This is a genomic window from Caulobacter sp. CCG-8, from assembly GCF_037402475.1.
GTDB lineage: Bacteria > Pseudomonadota > Alphaproteobacteria > Caulobacterales > Caulobacteraceae > Caulobacter.
The window spans coordinates 98,320-116,361 of record NZ_JBBEUD010000004.1 but is presented as its reverse complement, the minus strand read 5'-3'; the positions used below and the strand labels follow the sequence as shown (position 1 = coordinate 116,361).

General features: G+C 64.6%; 17 protein-coding genes and 1 pseudogene. 13 read left to right on the top strand and 5 right to left on the bottom strand.

From position 1 onward, the window contains the following. Positions 1–23: 23 nt before the first annotated feature. Genes rsmI through WAE60_RS04845 form a run of 3 tightly spaced genes read left to right on the top strand, consistent with a single transcriptional unit; the run spans position 24 to position 2,115 of the window. The gene (gene rsmI / locus WAE60_RS04855) at positions 24–893 is read left to right on the top strand and encodes a 16S rRNA (cytidine(1402)-2'-O)-methyltransferase (RefSeq protein ID WP_337685256.1); all 870 of its coding nucleotides are present in this window, start codon (positions 24–26) and stop codon (positions 891–893) included. Further along, positions 890–1,303, top strand: coding sequence for a YraN family protein (locus WAE60_RS04850; RefSeq protein WP_337685255.1), 414 nt, complete (start codon positions 890–892; stop codon positions 1,301–1,303). The genes rsmI and WAE60_RS04850 overlap by 4 nt, the downstream gene beginning before the upstream one ends. Beyond that, on the top strand, positions 1,300–2,115 hold the full coding sequence (locus WAE60_RS04845; protein ID WP_029909086.1) for a transglutaminase family protein: 816 nt from the start codon (positions 1,300–1,302) through the stop codon (positions 2,113–2,115). The genes WAE60_RS04850 and WAE60_RS04845 overlap by 4 nt, the downstream gene beginning before the upstream one ends. Positions 2,116–2,147: 32 nt before the next feature. Here the strand turns inward: WAE60_RS04845 and WAE60_RS04840 are convergent, their stop codons facing one another. Together WAE60_RS04840 and WAE60_RS04835 are read right to left on the bottom strand one after the other, a co-directional pair. After that, complete coding sequence (locus WAE60_RS04840; RefSeq protein WP_337685254.1) at positions 2,148–3,155, bottom strand: NAD(P)-dependent alcohol dehydrogenase; 1,008 nt, start codon at positions 3,153–3,155, stop codon at positions 2,148–2,150. 122 nt (positions 3,156–3,277) lie between these two features. After that, the gene (locus WAE60_RS04835) at positions 3,278–3,739 is read right to left on the bottom strand and encodes a MarR family transcriptional regulator (protein WP_029909084.1); all 462 of its coding nucleotides are present in this window, start codon (positions 3,737–3,739) and stop codon (positions 3,278–3,280) included. A 167-nt stretch (positions 3,740–3,906) separates the two neighbouring features. Here WAE60_RS04835 and WAE60_RS04830 point away from each other — a divergent pair, with 167 nt between their 5' ends. The 3 genes and pseudogenes from WAE60_RS04830 to WAE60_RS04820 form a co-directional block, all read left to right on the top strand. Then, positions 3,907–4,479, top strand: coding sequence for a DUF308 domain-containing protein (locus WAE60_RS04830; RefSeq protein WP_337685253.1), 573 nt, complete (start codon positions 3,907–3,909; stop codon positions 4,477–4,479). 110 nt (positions 4,480–4,589) lie between these two features. Then, positions 4,590–5,537, top strand: a complete 948-nt coding sequence (gene gshB / locus WAE60_RS04825) for a glutathione synthase (protein ID WP_337685252.1) — start codon at positions 4,590–4,592, stop codon at positions 5,535–5,537. A 129-nt stretch (positions 5,538–5,666) separates the two neighbouring features. Further along, positions 5,667–6,503 (top strand): annotated as a pseudogene (locus tag WAE60_RS04820) (ATP-binding protein); the annotation flags it as partial. Positions 6,504–6,736: 233 nt separating this feature from the next. On the opposite strand, the gene WAE60_RS04815 reads toward WAE60_RS04820, so the two are convergent. Together WAE60_RS04815 and WAE60_RS04810 are read right to left on the bottom strand one after the other, a co-directional pair. Beyond that, positions 6,737–7,129 (bottom strand): hypothetical protein, encoded by a 393-nt coding sequence (locus WAE60_RS04815; RefSeq protein WP_337685251.1) that lies wholly within the window; start codon positions 7,127–7,129, stop codon positions 6,737–6,739. Further along, a complete protein-coding gene (locus WAE60_RS04810; RefSeq protein ID WP_337685250.1) occupies positions 7,130–8,038 on the bottom strand; it encodes a hypothetical protein in 909 nt (302 codons plus the stop codon). It abuts the gene before it with no gap. 304 nt (positions 8,039–8,342) lie between these two features. On the opposite strand from WAE60_RS04810, the gene WAE60_RS04805 reads away from it, so the two are divergent. The 7 genes from WAE60_RS04805 to WAE60_RS04775 all read left to right on the top strand — a co-directional run bounded on the left by WAE60_RS04805 (position 8,343) and on the right by WAE60_RS04775 (position 16,421). Continuing rightward, the gene (locus WAE60_RS04805) at positions 8,343–8,660 is read left to right on the top strand and encodes a helix-turn-helix transcriptional regulator (protein WP_337685249.1); all 318 of its coding nucleotides are present in this window, start codon (positions 8,343–8,345) and stop codon (positions 8,658–8,660) included. An 89-nt stretch (positions 8,661–8,749) separates the two neighbouring features. Next, complete coding sequence (locus WAE60_RS04800) at positions 8,750–10,318, top strand: recombinase family protein (protein WP_337685248.1); 1,569 nt, start codon at positions 8,750–8,752, stop codon at positions 10,316–10,318. Further along, the gene (locus tag WAE60_RS04795; RefSeq protein ID WP_337685247.1) at positions 10,318–11,205 is read left to right on the top strand and encodes a plasmid partitioning protein RepB C-terminal domain-containing protein; all 888 of its coding nucleotides are present in this window, start codon (positions 10,318–10,320) and stop codon (positions 11,203–11,205) included. Before WAE60_RS04800 ends, WAE60_RS04795 begins: the two co-directional genes overlap by 1 nt. Then, complete coding sequence (locus WAE60_RS04790; RefSeq protein ID WP_337685246.1) at positions 11,202–12,110, top strand: plasmid partitioning protein RepB C-terminal domain-containing protein; 909 nt, start codon at positions 11,202–11,204, stop codon at positions 12,108–12,110. Before WAE60_RS04795 ends, WAE60_RS04790 begins: the two co-directional genes overlap by 4 nt. 606 nt (positions 12,111–12,716) lie before the next feature. Beyond that, entirely contained in the window at positions 12,717–14,687 is a 1,971-nt protein-coding gene (locus WAE60_RS04785; protein WP_337685245.1) for a hypothetical protein, read from the top strand. Beyond that, positions 14,687–15,334 carry a hypothetical protein gene (locus tag WAE60_RS04780; RefSeq protein WP_337685244.1) on the top strand — a complete coding sequence of 216 codons (648 nt, stop codon included), beginning with the start codon at positions 14,687–14,689 and terminating at the stop codon, positions 15,332–15,334. The genes WAE60_RS04785 and WAE60_RS04780 overlap by 1 nt, the downstream gene beginning before the upstream one ends. Continuing rightward, a complete protein-coding gene (locus tag WAE60_RS04775; protein ID WP_337685243.1) occupies positions 15,327–16,421 on the top strand; it encodes a hypothetical protein in 1,095 nt (364 codons plus the stop codon). The genes WAE60_RS04780 and WAE60_RS04775 overlap by 8 nt, the downstream gene beginning before the upstream one ends. Here the strand turns inward: WAE60_RS04775 and WAE60_RS04770 are convergent. Further along, the gene (locus WAE60_RS04770) at positions 16,402–17,745 is read right to left on the bottom strand and encodes a hypothetical protein (protein ID WP_337685242.1); all 1,344 of its coding nucleotides are present in this window, start codon (positions 17,743–17,745) and stop codon (positions 16,402–16,404) included. The two genes, WAE60_RS04775 and WAE60_RS04770, sit on opposite strands and share 20 nt — an antisense overlap. Positions 17,746–18,042 lie beyond the last annotated feature (297 nt).

Here is an 18,042-nt window from a genome sequence, read left to right as displayed (position 1 = left end):
CCAGTCTGTCGGAAAGTCCGCCCTTGAGCCGCCAGCTTCCTCCGCCCGCCCTGTCCGACGCGCCGTTGGCGCCGGGGCTGTATCTGGTGGCGACGCCGATCGGGAACCTGCGCGACATCACCCTGCGGGCCCTGGACGTGCTGAACGGCTGCGACGTCCTGCTGGCCGAGGACACCCGGGTGTCGGGCAAGCTGCTGGCCGCCTACGCCATCTCCAAGAAGCTGCAGCGCTACGACGAGCACGTGGCCGACCGCGAGACGCCGCGCATCCTGGAGCGGCTGGAGGCTGGCGAGCGGATCGCCCTGGTCTCGGACGCCGGGACGCCGATGGTCTCCGATCCCGGCTCGCGCCTGGCCCAGGCGGCCATCGCGGCCGGCCACGCCGTGTTCCCGATCCCCGGCGCCTCGGCGGCCCTGGCGGCCCTGACCCTGGCCGGCCTGCCCACCGACCGCTTCCTGTTCGCCGGCTTCCCGCCGACCAAGACCGCCGCGCGCAAGACGTTCTTCGAGGAGCTGGCCAATACGCGCGCCACCCTGATCTTCTACGAGGGCGCCTCGCGGGTGGCCGACAGCCTGGCCGACATGGCCGCCGTGTTCGGCCCGCGCCCCGGCGCCGTGGCCCGCGAGCTGACCAAGCTCTACGAGACCTGCGTCCGGGGCCCGCTCGACGTCCTGGCGGCCGATCCGCGGTTCGAGGCCCCCAAGGGCGAGATCGTCATCCTGGTCGGCCCCGGCGAGGACAAGGTCGCCAGCGCCGACGACGCCGAGGCCGCGCTGCGCGAGGCCATGACCCGCCTGCCGCTGGGCGAGGCCGCCGCCGAGGTCGCCAAGGCCCTGGGCCTGTCGCGCAAGGACCTCTACCGCCAGGCCCTGGCCATGAAGGAGGCCGGATGAGCCTAGCCCGTCCCGCCCGCCCAGAACGTCCGATCCGGCCGGAACGGCAGGCGCGCGGCGCGGCCGCGCGGCTGTCGGGACGGCGCGCCGAGGTGGTCGCGGCCCTGTGGCTGATGGCCAAGGGCTATCGCATCCTCGGCTTCCGCCTGGCCACGCCGCTGGGCGAGATCGACCTGCTGGCGCAACGCGGCGGCGTGCTGGCCGTTGTGGAGGTCAAGAGCCGAACCAGTCTGGAGGCCGCGCTGGAAGCGGTGACCTACGAGCAGAGGGCTCGCCTGCGTCGCGCCGGGGCGCATGTCGCCGCCCACCGCGCCGGCCTGCGCGACGCGACGGTGCGCCTGGACCTGATCGCCCTGGCCCCCGGCCGTCGCCCGCGCCACGTCCCCAACGCCTGGGCGGACGACCAATGACGCGGGAAGAGGCCGAAGCCCTGCTGACGAGCGCCGGGGAGTGCTCGGACAAGGCCTTCCCCCTGTTCGACGCCGCCCTGGCCTGCGCGGTGCACGACGATCCCGACCGCGACCTGGCCCCCGTGCTCGACATGGCCAAGGCCTCGATCGCCCGCCTGACCGAGCGGCTGAAGGGCGAGTCGCCCGAGGAGGCCCTGGCCGAGACCATGGCCGGCGACCTGCGCCTGTCGGGCGACCTGATCACCTACGACCATCCCGACAACGCCGACGTCATCGCCGTGGCCGACCGCCGCAAGGGCCTGCCGGTGACCCTGGGCGTCTTCTACCTGCACGCCGGCCGGGCCTGCGGCCTGGACCTGCACGGCGTCGACTTCCCGGGGCACTTCCTGCTGCGCATCGAGACCGAGGAGGGGCCGCTGGCGCTCGATCCGTTCAGCGAGGGGCGGGTGGTGCTGCCGTCCGAGCTGTCGCGCCGGGCCCTGCGCACCGGCCTGATGCCCGACGTCGCCGCCAAGCTGGACGTGCTGATGAGCCCGATCTCGGACCGGGCCGTGTTGATCCGTCTACAGAACACCATCTTCGCCCGCGCCCAGCAGGCCCGCGACTGGCACCGCGCCGAGCGCTCGGCCCTGCGCCGGGCCCTGCTGGACCCCACCGACCACCACCCCTGGCTGGACGTCGCCGCCGCCCGGGAGGGCCAAGGCGCCCTGGCCGGCGCGCTGCAGGCTCTGTCCCGCGCCCAGGTCCTGGACGGCGGCGCGGCCATCGCGGCCCGGGCGGCGCGCGAGCGCGTGCGGCTGCGGCTGAACTAGTCGGGGACATGCCCTTGGGCATGTCCCCGTCCTCAGATATCCACCACGATCTTGCCGAAGTGGCCGCCCGAGGCCTGGTGGCGGAAGGCGTCGGCCAGCTGTTCCAGCGGGAAGCGCCGGTCCAGCACCGGACGGTAGCCCGCCACGTCGATGGCGCGGACCAGGTCCAGCTGGTGGCGGCGGCTGCCGACCGTCAGGCCGATCACCTTCAGCTGCTTGCCCATGATGGCCACGGTCGGCACCGGTCCCGCCACCCCGGCCAGGACGCCGATCAGGGCGATGTGGCCGCCGTTGCGCGCCGCCACGATCGACTGCGGCAGGGTGCCGGCCCCGCCGATCTCCAGGATGTGGTCCACCCCCCGGCCGTCGGTCAGCTTGCGCGCCGCCTTGCCCCATTCGGGCTCGGACTTGTAGTTGATCAGGTGGTCGGCCCCCAGGGCCTTGAGCCGCTCCAGTTTCTCGTCGGACGACGAGGTGGCGATCACCGTGCAGCCGAAGGCCTTGGCGATCTGCAGGCCGTAGATCGACACCCCGCCCGTGCCCTGCACCAGCACCGTCTCGCCGCCCTTCAGCGCGCCGTCGGCGACCAGACCCCGCCAGGCCGTCACGCCGGCGCAGGTGATCGTCGCCGCCTCGGCCGGGTCCCAGCCCTGGGGCGCGCGGGTGAAGGCCGTGGCCGGGGCCACCACCCGCTCGCGGGCGTAGCCGTCGGCCCCGTCGCCCGGCACGCCGGCGAACCCGTCGTCCGGCGCCTCGCCGTCCAGCCAGCGCGGGAAGAAGGTCGAGACCGCCAGGTCGCCGACCGCGAAGCCCGTCACGCCCTCGCCCACCGCCAGCACCTCGCCGGCCCCGTCGGACATGGGGATGCGCCCGTCGGCGGTGGGGATGCCGCCCAGCGCCACCAGATAGTCGTGATAGTTCAGCGAACTGGCGCGGACGCGGACCAGGATCTCGCCCGGTCCCGGCGGGGCGGGCTCGGGCAGATCGACCAGACACAGGGCGTCGAGGCCGGCGGGGGGCGCGATCTGGATGGCTTTCATGGGCTTGGCCTCGCTGTGAGCGTTTCCTCGAAACGAGCGTGGGCCCGGCCGCCCGGCCGTTCAAGCGGGCCGCGACGTCAACCTGGCGGCCGGGGACACGCCGCAAGGGCGTGTCCCCGACCTCAGTGCTCCGGCCGCTCGGCCACGAACCGCGCCACCGAGTCGCGGAAGGCCTGCACGTCCTTGTTCAGCTGGATCAGCCGCTCGACGCTCATCCCGGCCGAGGCGAAAAGGGTCTGGCCCAGGCACGTGCTACGGGCCTGCATGTCGCGGCCGTGGTCGGTCAGGCTGACCACCACCTGGCGCTCGTCGTCGGGATTGCGCTGGCGCGACAGCAAGCCGGCCGCCTCCATGCGCTTGACCAGGGGCGTGACGTTGCTGGAGTCCAGGCCCAGGCGCTCGGCGATCGCGCCGACGCTCTGGCCGTCGACCTCCCACAGCGCGCCCAGCACCAGGTACTGGGGATAGGTGATCTCCAGCGCGTCGAGCAGCGGCTTGTAGGCGCGGTTGATCGCCAGGCTCGCCCCGTACAAGGAGAAGCAGAGCTGGTCGTCGAGCGTGAGGGCGCGGTCGGTGTTCGACACGGGTGGACTCCTGGGAAGCGCCCTTCGCCTTAGCGTGAAAATATATGTCGTGACAAATAATGACTCGACAGGGGTCGCGTGGATCGGCTAGGTCAACTCATATGTCGCGACATCAAATGTCGCGACATTGATGCAATCCCGCGACCTCAGCCCTGACGGAGGCCAGCATGGCCAACAACACCTCCTCCTCGCGCACCGACGCCGGCGCGCTCGTGCGCTACTATCTCCTTCGCGCCGTCGTGGCCGCCGCCTGGGTGGCGGCCGCCTTCGCGATCGGCGTGGCCAATCCCGTCGCGGCGGGGATCCTGCTGGTGCTCTATCCGGCCTGGGACGCCTTCGCGAACGCCCGGGACGCCCAGGCCAACGGCGGCGTCCGCGCCAACATCCCCCAGGCCCTCAATACCGCCGTCAGCGCCGCGGTGGCGCTGGGCGTGCTGGCCGCCCTGCGGATCGATCCGCGCCTGGTGCTGGTGCTGTTCGGCGTCTGGGCGGTGCTGGCCGGCCTGCTGCAGCTGGCCATCGGCGTGCGCCGCTGGCGGACCTACGGCGCCCAGTGGGCGATGGTGCTGAGCGGCGCCCAGTCGGCCCTGGCCGGCGGCTTCTTCATCAAGAGCGCCGCCGCGCCCGCCATGCCGGCCATCGCCGTCGTCGCGCCCTACGCCGCGTTCGGGGCGTTCTACTTCCTGGTCTCGGCGATCCTGCTGGCCGTGACGACGCGCCGGCGCGGCGCAACGGCCTGACGCCCCTCGCATTCGCGGCCGGGCCGCCTTAACTAGGCAATCGCGGCGCGGGACCTCCCGCGCCGCCCAAGCCGATCCCCCAAGTCGATCCAAGCCCGTCCGGAGTCCCCATGTCGCTGAGAGTCGCCGTCCAGATGGACCCCGTGCTGGGGATCAATATCGAAACCGACACCACCTTCCTGATGATGTGGGAGGCGCAAGCGCGCGGCCACAAGCTGTGGTTCTACACGCCCGACAAGCTGTCGATGGAGGACGGCCGGGTGTTCGCCCGCGCCCAGCCGCTGAAGCTGACCAAGACTCAGGGCGCCCACGCCGAGTTGGGCGAGACCGTGATCCTGGACATGAAGGACGACGTCGACGTGGTGCTGATGCGCCAGGATCCGCCGTTCGACATGGCCTACATCACCGCCACCCACTTCCTGGAGAAGGTCCACCCCCACACCCTGGTGGTGAACAATCCGGCCGAGGTGCGCAACGCGCCGGAAAAGCTGTTCGTCACCGACTTCCCGGGCGTCCAGCCGCCGACCCTGATCACCAGCGACCACGAGGCGATCTACGACTTCCGCGCCCGGCACGGCGACATCGTGCTGAAGCCGCTCTACGGCGGCGGCGGCTCGGGTGTGGCGCGGCTGCTGGCCGACGACCCCAACCTGGACGCCCTTCTGGAACTGCACGCCATGATCGGCCGCGAGCAGGTGATCGCCCAGAAATTCGTCCCGGCCGTGAGCAAGGGCGACAAGCGCATCCTGCTGGTGCACGGCGAGCCGGTGGGCGCGGTCAACCGCGTGCCGGCCGCCGGCCAGGTGCGGTCCAACCTGCGGGTGGGCGGCCGGGCCGAGGCCGTGGACCTGACCAAGCGCGACCTGGAGCTCTGCGCGATCATCGGCCCGGAGCTGAAGAGGCGCGGCCTGCTGTTCGTCGGCATCGACGTGATCGGAGAGTACCTGACCGAGATCAACGTCACCTCGCCGACCGGCGCCCAGCAGCTGAAGCGGTTCGGCGGCGCCGACGCCGCGGCGATCCTCTGGGATCGGATCGCCGAACTAAGCTCTACCTGAGGATTAGGAACTACTTCTAGACGACTGAATCGTCACACTTTCCTGAAACGTTCATTTTTCGTTCTTGCTCCGCTCCAACGGCCATGCTTGGCTTGTGGATAAATGGGTGGACAAAGGGGCGGAATCCCTATGGCGGCAAAGGTCGTCACGGTGGCGTTCGAGGGCGTGGAGGCTCGCCGGGTCGACGTCGAGGTGCAGCTGACGGGCGGCGCCCAGGTCATGGTCATCGTCGGCCTGGGCGACAAGGCGGTGGCCGAGAGCAAGGAGCGGGTGCGCGGAGCATTCGCCGGCCTGGGCCTGTCCCTGCCGCCCAAGCGCATCGTCGCCAACCTGGCCCCGGCCGACCTGCCCAAGGAAGGCAGCCACTACGACCTGCCGATCGCCCTGGCCGTGATGGCCGCCATGGGCGTGATCCCGATCGACGCGCTGGACGGCTGGGCGGCGATGGGGGAATTGTCCCTGGACGGACGGATCGCGCCCTGCGCCGGGGCCCTGCCCGCCGCCATGGCCGCCGGGGCGATGGACCTGGGCCTGATCTGTCCCGAGGCCTGCGGGCCCGAGGCGGCCTGGGCCGGCGGCACGCGCATCCTGGCCCCGCGCTCGCTGGTGGCCCTGATCAACCACTTCCGGGGCGGCCAGATCCTCTCGGCCCCGTCGCCCGGTCCGGTGGTCGAAGGCGAGGGCTTCCGCGACCTGCGCGACGTCAAGGGCCAGGAGCACGCCAAGCGGGCGCTGGAGATCGCCGCCGCCGGCTCGCACAACCTCTTGTTCTGCGGCCCGCCGGGCTCGGGCAAGTCGATGCTGGCCCAGCGGCTGCCGGGGCTGTTGCCGCCCCTGAGCTCGCACGAGCTGCTGGAGACCTCGATGGTCCATTCGGTGGCCGGGCTGATCGCCAAGGGGACCCTGACCCGCGCCCGGCCGTATCGCGCCCCGCACCACAGCGCCTCGATGGCGGCCCTGACCGGCTGTAAATTTTCAAAGATAATGAGAATTTTCGAAGATAATGAGAGGGAGGTGGCCTCGCACCGTCGCGAGTGATCCGGTCGAGGCTTCGGCAGATGGTTTTGCTGCAGGCCAAAGCGTCTCCGGTGGCCGAGAGATGTGAAGGCTTCCTCGGCGGACGAGATACGACAACATCGTCGAGCGACTTGCCGTGTCCCAGGACACCGCCGCGCGGGATCAGATCGATCCAGACCAACCTAGGGCGTCGCCGCAGGCGGTCCGAACCGCCTGATCGAGGTCGGCGACCCAGCCATGAGGGGGTTTTCCCAAACCGACGCGACACCGTCATGCCAGACCATGAAGGGGATACCGGGAAAGATCGCTAGGACTGTGGCCCCATCAGAAAGTCGTTGGACGTGCTCGGCGCTTCCGCCGCGGACTCGCTTGCGGACAACCTTCTCGCCGGCGAGTTGCTTGCCGACGGTCGCCGTCCAGCTCTCGCCCCGGCTATTATAGGCGATCGAGTAGATTCGCTCGTCCAGGGGAAGTGGCGCACGCCGCGCCGCCCGCGCCAATTCGGCATAGGCTTCCTCCATCTTTTCGGTCTCGATGTAGGGTACGAAGAAGGGCGGGGCGGGATCCTGCGTCATCTAGACCGTCTCCTCCTCGTTCTCGTCATCGTCCGGCTCCAGTCCATAGAAGCTGGAGTTGTCCACCTCCACCTCGGTGGGTTCGCCGAGTGTGAGGGTCTCGCCGATGCCGACCTCGAGATTGGCGGTGAACGGGTAGTTGTCCGACATGCTGGCCCCGTCGCCGCGGCGGAAATCCGAGCCAGATCCGTATTGGAGCGTGACGTAGACGGTGCCTTCAAGGGCGAGGTCCAGGCGGTCGACGCCAAGATCGACGATCTGGATATCATCGACCGACGCCTCTTCGACGATTGTGTGGGTCGAGAGCTCGTCCAGCGCGCCGACAGTCTCGGACATCAGCTTGTTCAGGACGGGCGTGTTGATCGTTTTATGCAGCTCTTTGATGACGGCGTCGCGGCATTCCTCCGCAGCCTCCATGAGGCCAGACAGGGCGGTGAGGATATCGCCGGCCAGGGCGTGGGTCTGGGCGCCCCCGGCGATGATGGTGTTGGGCCTGACGTGCGTGGCCTTGTTCAGCAAGTCCATCGCTTCGATCAGGGGGTCGATATACTCTTCGCGAGCCAATCCAAGCGTGCCCTCGACGTAGCTCGGAAGCAGCCCGGCGTGGGCGATGAAGCCGGCGCGCTGGGCGCGGGTGACCGTTCGAGTGTCCCGCGCCTGCTCGAACCAGGCGCATCGCCGCACCGCCTCGTCGGGCGCCCGAGTATGGAGGATGTGGCCGCTGAGTTCTCGCACGGCGGCCGCGAAGAGGTTGCCGCCAATCGGATTGTCGCCGTCCATCGCCACCTTGAGGCCGCCGCTCAAGACCTTGGTCGTGAAATCGTCGTTGGACCAACGCAGCCGGAACTCATCCCAGCCAGATTGGAGCGTCGCCCAGTTGGGCGGAGGCGGGGCAGCAATGTCGGTCATGGGGATCCACCCTGTTTATCTGAGAGGACGAGCTCTCGACTTAGGCGACGTCTAGGATTCGAGGTGACAGGTGAAGGCCGTTTTGGCCGCCATGTTTCTCCCTACTCGTGCGCCAGATTCCAATTTTACAGCGCGGCCACTTAGGCGCGAATCGGACAACCAATTGCACGTATGTCGAGTGCCGCCAACCTTTTGCGCGCTGACGATCTCCTCAAAATATGACTTACACCACACTGCGCATTGCGAGGCATTCGAGCGAATCCGGCTATCCAGATTCGTCTACTCAACAGATTGTGGGAAGATCTTGTCCACGAACCGCATCCGCCATTTGCGGGAGGCCGCCCATCTCACTTTAGATGCGCTGGCTGATATGGCTGGAACGACCAATCAGCAAATCAGCCATCTTGAAATGGGAAAGCGACGCTTGACTGTCGGATGGATGGAAAAGCTGGCAAAGGCGCTTGATTGCCATCCTTGGGCTTTGGTGTCGGCCGACCCGATAGTGAGCACTACTCCCCGCGAGCAGCAGTTACTCAATTACTTCAGGGGGCTTTCCGGCACGAGGCAGGAGGCGCTGCTCGCCGAAATAAAGCCCCCTTCACTGATAAGCCGAGCTGATTGATCACGGCCGAGGAGAAGGGCGAGATTCTAATCTTGCGCACATTCCAACAATTTGTTTGAGTGGCGGCGGCCTTATAGGCGGAGCGTGCCGTGAACGGTGCCGACGACCTCACAATCGGATCCGATATCGCCGCGCCCCGGGTGCGAGCAGCGCAATACGTGCGGATGTCGACCGATCATCAGCGCTATTCGACCGAGAACCAAGCCGCCGCGATCAAGGCTTACGCGGACAAGCACCGCATGGAGATCGTCCGTACCTATGCCGATGAAGGCAAAAGCGGGTTGACCATTGAGGGCCGAGATCAGCTACGGGCATTGATCGACGATGTCCGTGGCCACCGGGCGGACTTTGAAGTCCTGCTGGTCTATGACGTCAGCCGCTGGGGGCGCTTCCAAGACGCCGACGAGAGCGCGTACCTGGAGTACACGTGTCGACGAGGGGGCGTCCGGGTCGTCTATTGCGTTGAGCAATTCGAGAACGACGGCAGTCCAACGGCCACCATTATAAAGAGCGTCAAGCGCGCAATGGCCGGCGAGTATAGCCGCGAATTGTCCGCGAAGGTCTTCATTGGGCAGTGCCGTTTGATAGAGTTGGGTTTCCGTCAAGGCGGCGCGGCGGGCTATGGTCTTCGCCGACAACTGATCGACGGCTCGGGGCTACGCAAAGCGCTGCTCGATAGGGGCGAACACAAGAGCCTGCAGACCGACCGCGTCATCCTGGTGCCGGGCCCAGAGGGCGAGCTAGCCACCGTTCGGCGCATCTACCAACTCTTCTGCATCACGGGGATGACCGAGCGGGCGATCGCCGAGCTGCTTAATAGCGAGGGTCGTATCACCGATATGGGGCGGCCCTGGACGCGTGGGGTAGTCCATCAAATACTGACCAATGAGAAGTACATCGGGAACAACGTCTTCAATCGCGTGTCCTTCAAGCTCAAGCAAAAGCGCGTGCGCAATCCGCCTGACAATTGGATCCGGGCAGACGGCGTCTACGAACCGATTGTTGATCGACGACTGTTCGATAGCGCGCGGGACATTATCGCAGACCGCTCGCGTGCCTACGATGATGACGAAATGCTCGCATGCCTGCGGCAACTTCTCGATGATGTCGGAATGCTCTCTGGCTTGGTCATCGACGAGCAAGACAAGATGCCATCCAGCTCAGCTTATCGCGCGCGGTTCGGAAGCTTGCTGCGCGCATACATGTTGGTCGGATACCGCCCTGACCGCGACTATCAGTATGTCGCCATTAACCGCGCACTGCGCCAGCTTCATCCCGGCATTGTCGCTGGTATCGTCTCGGGCGTTTCCAGCGCGGGCGGATCGATCCACGTCGACCCAGTGAGCGGACTGCTGCTGGTCAATGGTGAGTTCACCGCCTCGGTGCTGATCGTGCGGTGCCTGCAAACGCCAGGCGGCGCCTATCGTTGGAAGCTTCGGTTCGAAACGGGTTTGGAGCCCGACATCACGATCGCCGTGCGCATGGACGCGGCAAATCGAGCACCCCTTGATTACTACCTTTTTCCAGCGATCGATGTGCTGAGCGACAGGCTGCGACTGCGTGAGGAAAACGGCTTTTCCCTAGACGCCTATCGCTTCGATGACCTCGGGATCTTCAACAACCTGGCGGCGCGAGTGCCAGTCGAAAGGGCCGCGTGATGAACGCTGTTCCCAAAATCGAACTTATCCCGATCGATCAGATTGAGGTGATCAATCCGCGCGGCCGTAACAAGAAGGGCCACGGAGAGATTATCGACAATATCAGCCTGATCGGCTTGAAACGGCCGATCAAGGTCAGTCGCCGCGCGCAACGAGATGGTCGTCCTCACTATTCGCTCATCTGTGGTCAAGGACGGCTGGAAGCGTTTCAAGCGCTTGGGCAGGAGCAAATCCCCGCCATCGTCGTGGAGGCCAACGAGGCCGACTGCCTCGTCGAAAGCCTGGTCGAGAACGTGGCTCGTCGCCAACATCGCGCCATCGACCTGATGCAAGAAGTCGGGAGCATGCGAAAGCGCGGCTATAGCGACTCCCAGATTGCCAACAAGATCGGCGTGACGTCCTCGTGGGTCTGCATGATCGCGGGCTTACTGGAAAGGGGCGAGGGGCGTTTGGTCGCCGCGGTGGAGACGGGTCTGATCCCTCTAAGCTTTGCGGTCGAGATCGCCAAGGTGGACGACGCCGAGGCCCAGCAAGCGCTCGCGGACGCCTACGAGGAGGGCAAGATAAAGGGCGCCAAGATCGGGGTGGTGCGCCGCTTGCTTGATCAGCGCGCCAGGCGCCGACGCGCCATGCCAGACAGTGCCCTGGGTCGAAAGAACCCATCTCGGGGCCTGACTGGCGATCAACTCGTCAAGCTCTATCAAAAGGAAACGGATCGGCAGCGGGTTCTGGTGAAAAAGGCCGATTACGCCCAGAGCCGGCTGCTCTTCGTGATCGAGGCGTTGAAGGAACTGCGTTCCGATGAATCCTTCGTGGCGATCCTGGGGGCCGAGCAGTTATTGACCATGCCGCGGGGGCTGACTGAGCGCATGGGCGTCGGCCGATGACCCGGACGGCGCCGGTGAAGCTGGGCTTCCGGGAGGATGGCGTCGTTCTCCAGGTCGCGGCCATCAAGTCTCTCAAGACGCTTCGGGCCACCACAAAGGAGAGCGGCAAGTACCGCCAGATCGTCACGTCGATCCGCGCCGTCGGCCTGGTCGAACCTCCCATAGTCATCCCCGACGCTGACAACGTAGGCTCGTACTTCGTACTGGATGGGCATCTTCGCCTGGAGGCGTTGCGTGATCTTGGAGTAGCCGAGGTCGCGTGCTTGGTCGCTACCGACGACGAAACTTTCACGTACAACAAGCGGATCAATCGGATCTCCGTCGCGCAGGAGCACAAGATGATCCTGCGCGCGATCGAGCGCGGGGTACCGGAGGAAAAGCTCGCAGAGGCTCTTGGTGTCGATGTCATTACCATCCGCCGTCGGGCGAAACTTCTGAACGGGATCTGTCCTGAAGTCGTGGATCTCTTAAAAGATACCGCCACCCCAATGGTCGTGTTCGACATCTTGCGCATGATGAAGCCGCTGCGCCAAATCGAGGCGGCCGAACTAATGGTCGGGCAGAGCAATTTCTCAAGGAACTTCGCCAACGCCATGTTGGTGGCGACGCCCGAGAGCCAGTTGGCAACGTCGAAGAGAAAGTCGCCTGCGAGCGGTGCGTCGCGTGAGAACATGGCGCGCCTGGAGCGCGAGCTTTCCGCGCTGCAGGGGCAGATCAAGTCGGTGGAGGACACCTTCGGCGTGGACACCCTGCATCTGACCGTGGCCAAGGGATACCTCTCAAGGCTGCTCGCAGCGGGACGGGTCGTGCGTTGGCTCGCGCAGAACAGGCCTGAATATCTTGGTGAATTTCAGTCGATCGCGGAGATGCGGACCATCGGAAACGATGAAATGGCCGCCGAGTAAATGCGATAATCGACTAGATCGGTCGCCAAATGGCCCTGAAGGTCGTCGGATCAGTGGTCAGGATGCTCCCCCCACAGAGCCCATTGTTCGGAGCTCATGATCGGGGCAAGATTGATGAACCAAAGGAGTGCGGCACGATGCTCAACGCCAGCCTCTCGTTGTTAGCGTTCACGATCGTCGTGGTCGGAGGATGTTGGTGGATGGACCGCCGAGGCACCGGTTCGACCTCCTCTCTCCGATCGACAGACTCGGGCGATCAAAGCGCGATGGCCGCTGCTGCGACGGTGATTGCGCTTAGCGATGCCTCTTCGTGTTCCCCGTCAATGGATCACAGCGGCCACGGGGCTTGCACGGATTATTGATTGGAGCGCGGCCGCGACGCTGAAGACGCTCCGCCGCAAGCGCCCAAGAGGCTCCGGCGCGTCGGTTGTTGGTGGTCTACCTGCGTGGCAAGGTGAGGCCATTGGGGGTGATCACTCCATGGTTGATCGCGCTTAAGCGTGGCTATAACAATCGGTGGTCGCATCGCGCTGACGGGTCTAGCGCGAGACGGGGAAAGACAATGTCTGAAAGTTACTGCGCCGCGCCGGCTTTGAGGGCGGGCCGTTGATCAGCTTTCCGCTTCTTCGTCGTCTGAAGGTCGAAGGATATCAGCTCTATCCGGGCCCCCACGCCGACGGCGTGATGGATATTCAGTTGGGTCCGGGACCGTGGCTCATCCTGGGCGTCAACGGTTTGGGCAAGAGCACCCTATTGTTCCTGATGCGCAATCTGTTGGTGGGCGCGGTGAGGGTGCGGCCAGCCGGCTTTGGCGGTGATCGCAGCGATATTCAAAATCTTGGTGACCGCTTCTTCGCCGTTCGTGTCGGCGACGATGCGCGTAGCGCCATGGGTAAGCTTGAAGTGGCGTTTGGTGGAGAGACGCTGACTGTCGTCAGGCGGCTTTCCAACCTCACGCTCGTGTCGGCCGAGATTCACGGGCCTGGCGGAGCGGTCGAACGGATTGACAACGAGGAGGTCTACCGGTCGGCGTTGGCGCGTCTGATGCATCTGGAGACATTCGAAGACGCGCTGCGGATCGTCGACCACATTGCATTCTTCCTTGAGGCCAGGCGTCCGTTGATCTGGGATCAGGCCGCACAGTTCGAGATCTTCCGGGCGCTGCTGATGCCCGAGCAATCGGCACGGCTTCGGACTCTGGAAGGGCGCATCGTTTCAGCCGACAGTAGTGCGCGCAACGTTAGCGCCGTGATCTATAAAATCACCCAGGACCGAAACAAGGAAGCGACGCGCCAAAAGAGTGAAGGGCAAACGCGAGCGCGGCTTGCTTTGCTGCACGGTGCCATTACCGAGCTGAAAGACGCCGAAGAAGCTCTCCAAACTCAGCTCGAAGGCCTAGAGGAAGAGCGCGACAATGCGCGCCTCCAGCTAAAGCGCGCTGACAGCGAGGTGGCTGCGGCGGCCCAGGACTACGAGCGGTTCAAGTTCGACACGCTGCGTTCGGCCTTCCAGGGGATCCGGCCGACCGAGCAGTACCTTTTTCTGAAACTGGCCACCGATCGTATCTGCCTGGCGTGCGGCCAGCAGGCCGACGAGGCCGCCGCGATCGTTCAAGAACGGGTGGACAAGGGTCTTTGTCCGGTCTGCGGCAGCCAGCATGCCTCCTCGGACGGGGCGCCGCTGCCAGAGGGATGGCGCGAACGGGCCAGGGGCACCTACGCAAAGCTTGAGACGGTTCGGGCCGTTCTGGCGGAGAACCAGAAGACCTATGACGACCGGGCCGAACGGGCTTCCAAGTCTGACAAGCAATTGCTCGATGTGCGCCAGAAGATCGAGACCCATCGACTGGAAATTCACAAGCTGAGCAAGCTCTTGCCGGCGGGTGACGCCGAGAAGCTGACCAAGGAGCAATCGCGGATCACCTCCTTCATGGAACAGATGAAGGAGTTCCAAGCAGAGCGGACGACCGCTGAGGGCGAAATCGAGGCCTTGCTGGCTGATCTCAAACGGAAAGCTGAGGCGATCAGCGATCAACTGCAGGCGAGGTTTGACGCTATCGCCAAGCCGTTCTTCGCCGAACACGTCAGGCTCGTGTACGCGCCACGTGATGTGCGGATCGGCCAGTCGGGCAAGCAATTTCCGCTTCCTGCGTTCGAGGTGGAGATGACCTCGGGTGCCACGCATGGCGACTACGTGCGGCGCAAGGCCGAGCAGGTCTCCCTCTCGCAAAGGGAATATCTGGATCTGATCTTCCGGATGGTGCTGCTCAATGTCCTGGGCGAGTCTGGGGGCAGCCTGGTGGTCGATGGGCCGGAGGGATCGGTGGACGCAGTGTTCGCCGAGCGCGCTGGGGACCTTTTCGCGACCTTTGCCTCCACGCCCAATTCCAATGCGATTCTGGCCTGCAACATCGTTGAGGGCGGCTTTATCCCTCGCACTCTGCAGGCGTATCCGGGCGATCAACGCTCCTCTCGGGTGATTAACCTTCTGGATCAGGCAGTTCCGACCGCCGCGTTACGCGACCTCAGTCCGCTCTATATGGAGAAGGTCACGCACATCCTGGGAGATGAGCGGTGATGTCTGCGTCTGAAGCCGGGTGCGACATCGACGTTCAATCGCGTGTGTTGCAAATTCTGGCCGCGCTCGAAGAGGCCGGCGCCACGCCGATCGCCAACCGTGATCTGCACGCGATCGCTTATCTGGCCAACGTGCTGAGCCCGATGTGGGAGATCGAGCCGATCGAGGGGTCGGTGCTGAAGAGCAAGGATGGTCCCCATTCCACCCTCTTTGAGGCCCAGCTGGATCGCTGCATCTTCCAGGGCCTGGTCGTTGTCGATTCCCTCACGGACGATCCGCAAAGCCCTAATCGCATCGCGGCCAGCTATCGCCTGGCGGCTGAGCGCGCTCGGCCGGTGTTGTCTGTGATCAATGGCTTTCCCGACGAGGGGGTGGTTCGCTCCTTCCTCAACGAATTGGCCTTCGCCTTTGCGGAAATCGCGCCGGAGTTGTGGGATGACACCGCCTTGGCCGACGCGTCGTGGACCAATCCGGCCGTGGCCGACCAGCGGGTTGTCGATTTCGCCGAGTTTGTCGATCAAGGACGCAATCCGAGTCACAACGTGGTCAACGCCTTCCAGCGCTATGCGCCGGCCGGCGTAATCTACAGCCGAGCCGAAAAGCTGGCGATGTATCTGCGCCTTCTCAAGCGGAGGGCGAATGCCTGAGGCGCTTGGGAATTTCACGCAGGACGAGATCAGAGGTTTGGCCCAGGAGGTGCAGATTCCTGAGCGCGCGGGGACCTCGCCGACAGAACGGTTTGTCCGCCAGATCTCCGAGCTAGTGGCGCTGCGCGTCGCCGCCGGCGAGGACAAGGGCGTGTCCATCATTCTTCGTAGCGACGCCTTGGAAAGCGATGTCGAGGGCAAGAACTGCGAACGCGTTCCCTATCTGCGCAACGGCCAGGACGCCATCAGCCAGAAGATCTTCGTCTCCAACACCGTGCTTGGCCTAGCCTACGCGATCCATGTCGATGACAGCGCCGCCGACCAGATGGCGGCCGTGCAACAGGCCGGCCTGGGCGGGTTGCCGGCCCTAATTATCGACTGGCGAGGGGCGGTGCCGAAAGCTGCGCTTTATGGTTCCGGTGTCGACGATCCAGGCGACGTCGAGGACGTCTATCTGACCGAAACCGACATCACGCCGGAGGATCTGAAGGCGGGCCTGGATGAGTTCTACACCAAGCGACTGCGCACGCCGTCGTTGGTGGTCCAGGGCAACAGCGTCAGGATATGGGCAGAGGGAAAGGCAGCTCAAGGTTGGCCGGCCGACAGGCCGGAAGAGAAGATCCAGGGCGTGCTGATGAGCTTCCTGCATGCCCGCTACAGCCGCTTCGAGGTTAGGGCGGAAGTCGTCAACGAAGATGGGCGATTGGATCTGAAGATCTTCGCCAAGCTGTTTGACGCCACGGGCGCCAAGATCATCAAAAACGTCTGGGTGTTGGAGCTGAAGGCCCTGACGGATCGGACCACGACGGGCACGAGCCAGTCGGCCGCCAAGATCGACGAAGCTATCGAGAAAGGGCTGACCCAGGCGATTTCGTACAAGGACGCCGAACACGTTAATCAGGCGGCGTTGTGCTGCTTTGACATGCGCGCCACCGACCTGGGCCCCAAGACCTTTGAAAAGGTCGCGCAGGAAGCCAACGACAACGACGTGCACCTGTGGCGCTGGTATCTCTACCGAAGTGCTGAGGCCAGCCGCTTGGCTAAGCGCGAGGAGCGGCTGGCTGCGGCTAGGCCCGCCGAAGCGTGATCAAGCTCTCTATCAGTTCCTCGCGTCCGCCTTGCTGAGGTGAGGCACGCATCGAGCGGAAAGGCTCGTCGGCCACCTTTTCAAAACCAAGGTGCTCGGCCAGTTCGATGAGAATATCGGCTACCGGAATCTGGACGCCGTGATAGCGGCTGTCGCCGACGACCATGTACGCGCGTCCCCCCGGGGTGAGTGCGCCGGCGAGATTGGCCATGATCGTCTGCATGTCGCCGAAATAGGCTTTGACCATGTCGGGGATCGATCGATTCCAGAGCGAGGCCCGAACATGCTCAAGCTCGGTCGACACCCGGTCGAGCGTTTTGGAGACGAGTTGTTCGGTTTCAAAGGATCGGTGGATCTGGACGTGGCTGCGAAGCGTCTGCTTGCGCAGGATCTCGTTGCTGGTCTTGCTGTTCAGATAGCCGCCGACCCAGAGTTCCACATTGTAGACGTCGGTATAGTCGAAGCTGTTGGGATAGGGCGGCGAGAAGATCGCCACGTCGAACTCCCCCTGGCTGGGGGTCAGCAAGCGGGAGTCCCCGCGCAGCAGGGTGTAATCCAGGCAGGCGCGGTTGCGGTAGCGGCGGATATCGTAGATGGCGCGGACAAAGGCGTCGTCGAATAGGCCCAGAACCTGGGCGGCCGTGGACTGGCGCGCCTCCCAGCCGCGCCTGTACCGGCGCCCCTTGCCGCTGACCACGACGTTGCTGACGTCCACGGCGATTGAGCTTAGCAGCACCCGGAAAAGGCGGGCGTGAGTGGGATTTTCCAGGGCCAGGATCGCATTGCGCAGTCCCGCCAGGCGGCCGGCGACGCCGGCGTTGAAGATGTAGCGATCCGAACGCCCCGGCTCGACGAAGGTGTTGGGGGCGCCTGGGAAGCAATCGGCTGCGACGTCCGTGAAGGTTTCCAGGACCCGGGCATAGTCTTCAACCAGCGCCTCGACCTCATAGCTGGCAAGCTTGGCCTCGATGAGATCGGCCAGGTACGGATTGACTTCGATGGTGGTGGGCTGGACGCCGAGGAATTGGCTGGCCAACGCCGTGGTGCCCGACCCACCGAATGGGTCGATGCTGCGCTCGATCTTTCGTCCCAGGGCGAGCGAAGTCTCCTCGAACGCCTGGCCGATTAGTTCCGGGGCGAATGCCTCCTTGAAGTTCCGCCAAGCCTGGAAAGCCACCAGCGGCGTGCCGCTGTTGGTCGAAAGGTGCGAGGGCTCCCTTCCGGATAGCCATTGAGCCAGCGTTGCGGGCGGCAGAGGAATGTCTGTCGCCGACGCATTCGCTTGAATATCGCGAGGCCTGAGCGGCTTTATCGCAGTAGGCATTTTCTTCTCTCCGACCGATTTTTGCCGGGTTTGCTAGGAATAATCTTCCAAGCTCTGATCTTTACTCCAGTTTTGTACCAGAGTAGGTGTCGAAATCCAAGGCATTTTGCTGATTTTACTGCATTTTCTCTGTAATTTAGCGGCAACTGTCGTTGTCGAATAATAGATAGCAATTGAGAACGCCAACTTCGGACGAAGCGCTGATCTTGTTGGTGAAGTTTCTATCGGCCTTAATCGGATGCGTGAAAAGCCGGTCAGCCATGGTGAAGTTTAGGATTTGCACAACTTTGCCGACTA

Bases quoted from the DNA above. Each gene is read 5' to 3' on its own strand.
- WAE60_RS04770 (WP_337685242.1), bottom strand. From the start codon at position 17,745: ATGCCTACTGCGATAAAGCCGCTCAGGCCTCGCGATATTCAAGCGAAT.
- WAE60_RS04795 (WP_337685247.1), top strand. From the start codon at position 10,318: ATGAACGCTGTTCCCAAAATCGAACTTATCCCGATCGATCAGATTGAG.
- WAE60_RS04840 (WP_337685254.1), bottom strand. From the start codon at position 3,155: ATGAAAGCCATCCAGATCGCGCCCCCCGCCGGCCTCGACGCCCTGTGT.
- WAE60_RS04780 (WP_337685244.1), top strand. From the start codon at position 14,687: ATGTCTGCGTCTGAAGCCGGGTGCGACATCGACGTTCAATCGCGTGTG.
- gshB (WP_337685252.1), top strand. From the start codon at position 4,590: ATGTCGCTGAGAGTCGCCGTCCAGATGGACCCCGTGCTGGGGATCAAT.
- WAE60_RS04845 (WP_029909086.1), top strand. From the start codon at position 1,300: ATGACGCGGGAAGAGGCCGAAGCCCTGCTGACGAGCGCCGGGGAGTGC.
- WAE60_RS04790 (WP_337685246.1), top strand. From the start codon at position 11,202: ATGACCCGGACGGCGCCGGTGAAGCTGGGCTTCCGGGAGGATGGCGTC.
- WAE60_RS04850 (WP_337685255.1), top strand. From the start codon at position 890: ATGAGCCTAGCCCGTCCCGCCCGCCCAGAACGTCCGATCCGGCCGGAA.
- WAE60_RS04815 (WP_337685251.1), bottom strand. From the start codon at position 7,129: ATGACGCAGGATCCCGCCCCGCCCTTCTTCGTACCCTACATCGAGACC.
- WAE60_RS04810 (WP_337685250.1), bottom strand. From the start codon at position 8,038: ATGACCGACATTGCTGCCCCGCCTCCGCCCAACTGGGCGACGCTCCAA.
- WAE60_RS04830 (WP_337685253.1), top strand. From the start codon at position 3,907: ATGGCCAACAACACCTCCTCCTCGCGCACCGACGCCGGCGCGCTCGTG.
- WAE60_RS04775 (WP_337685243.1), top strand. From the start codon at position 15,327: ATGCCTGAGGCGCTTGGGAATTTCACGCAGGACGAGATCAGAGGTTTG.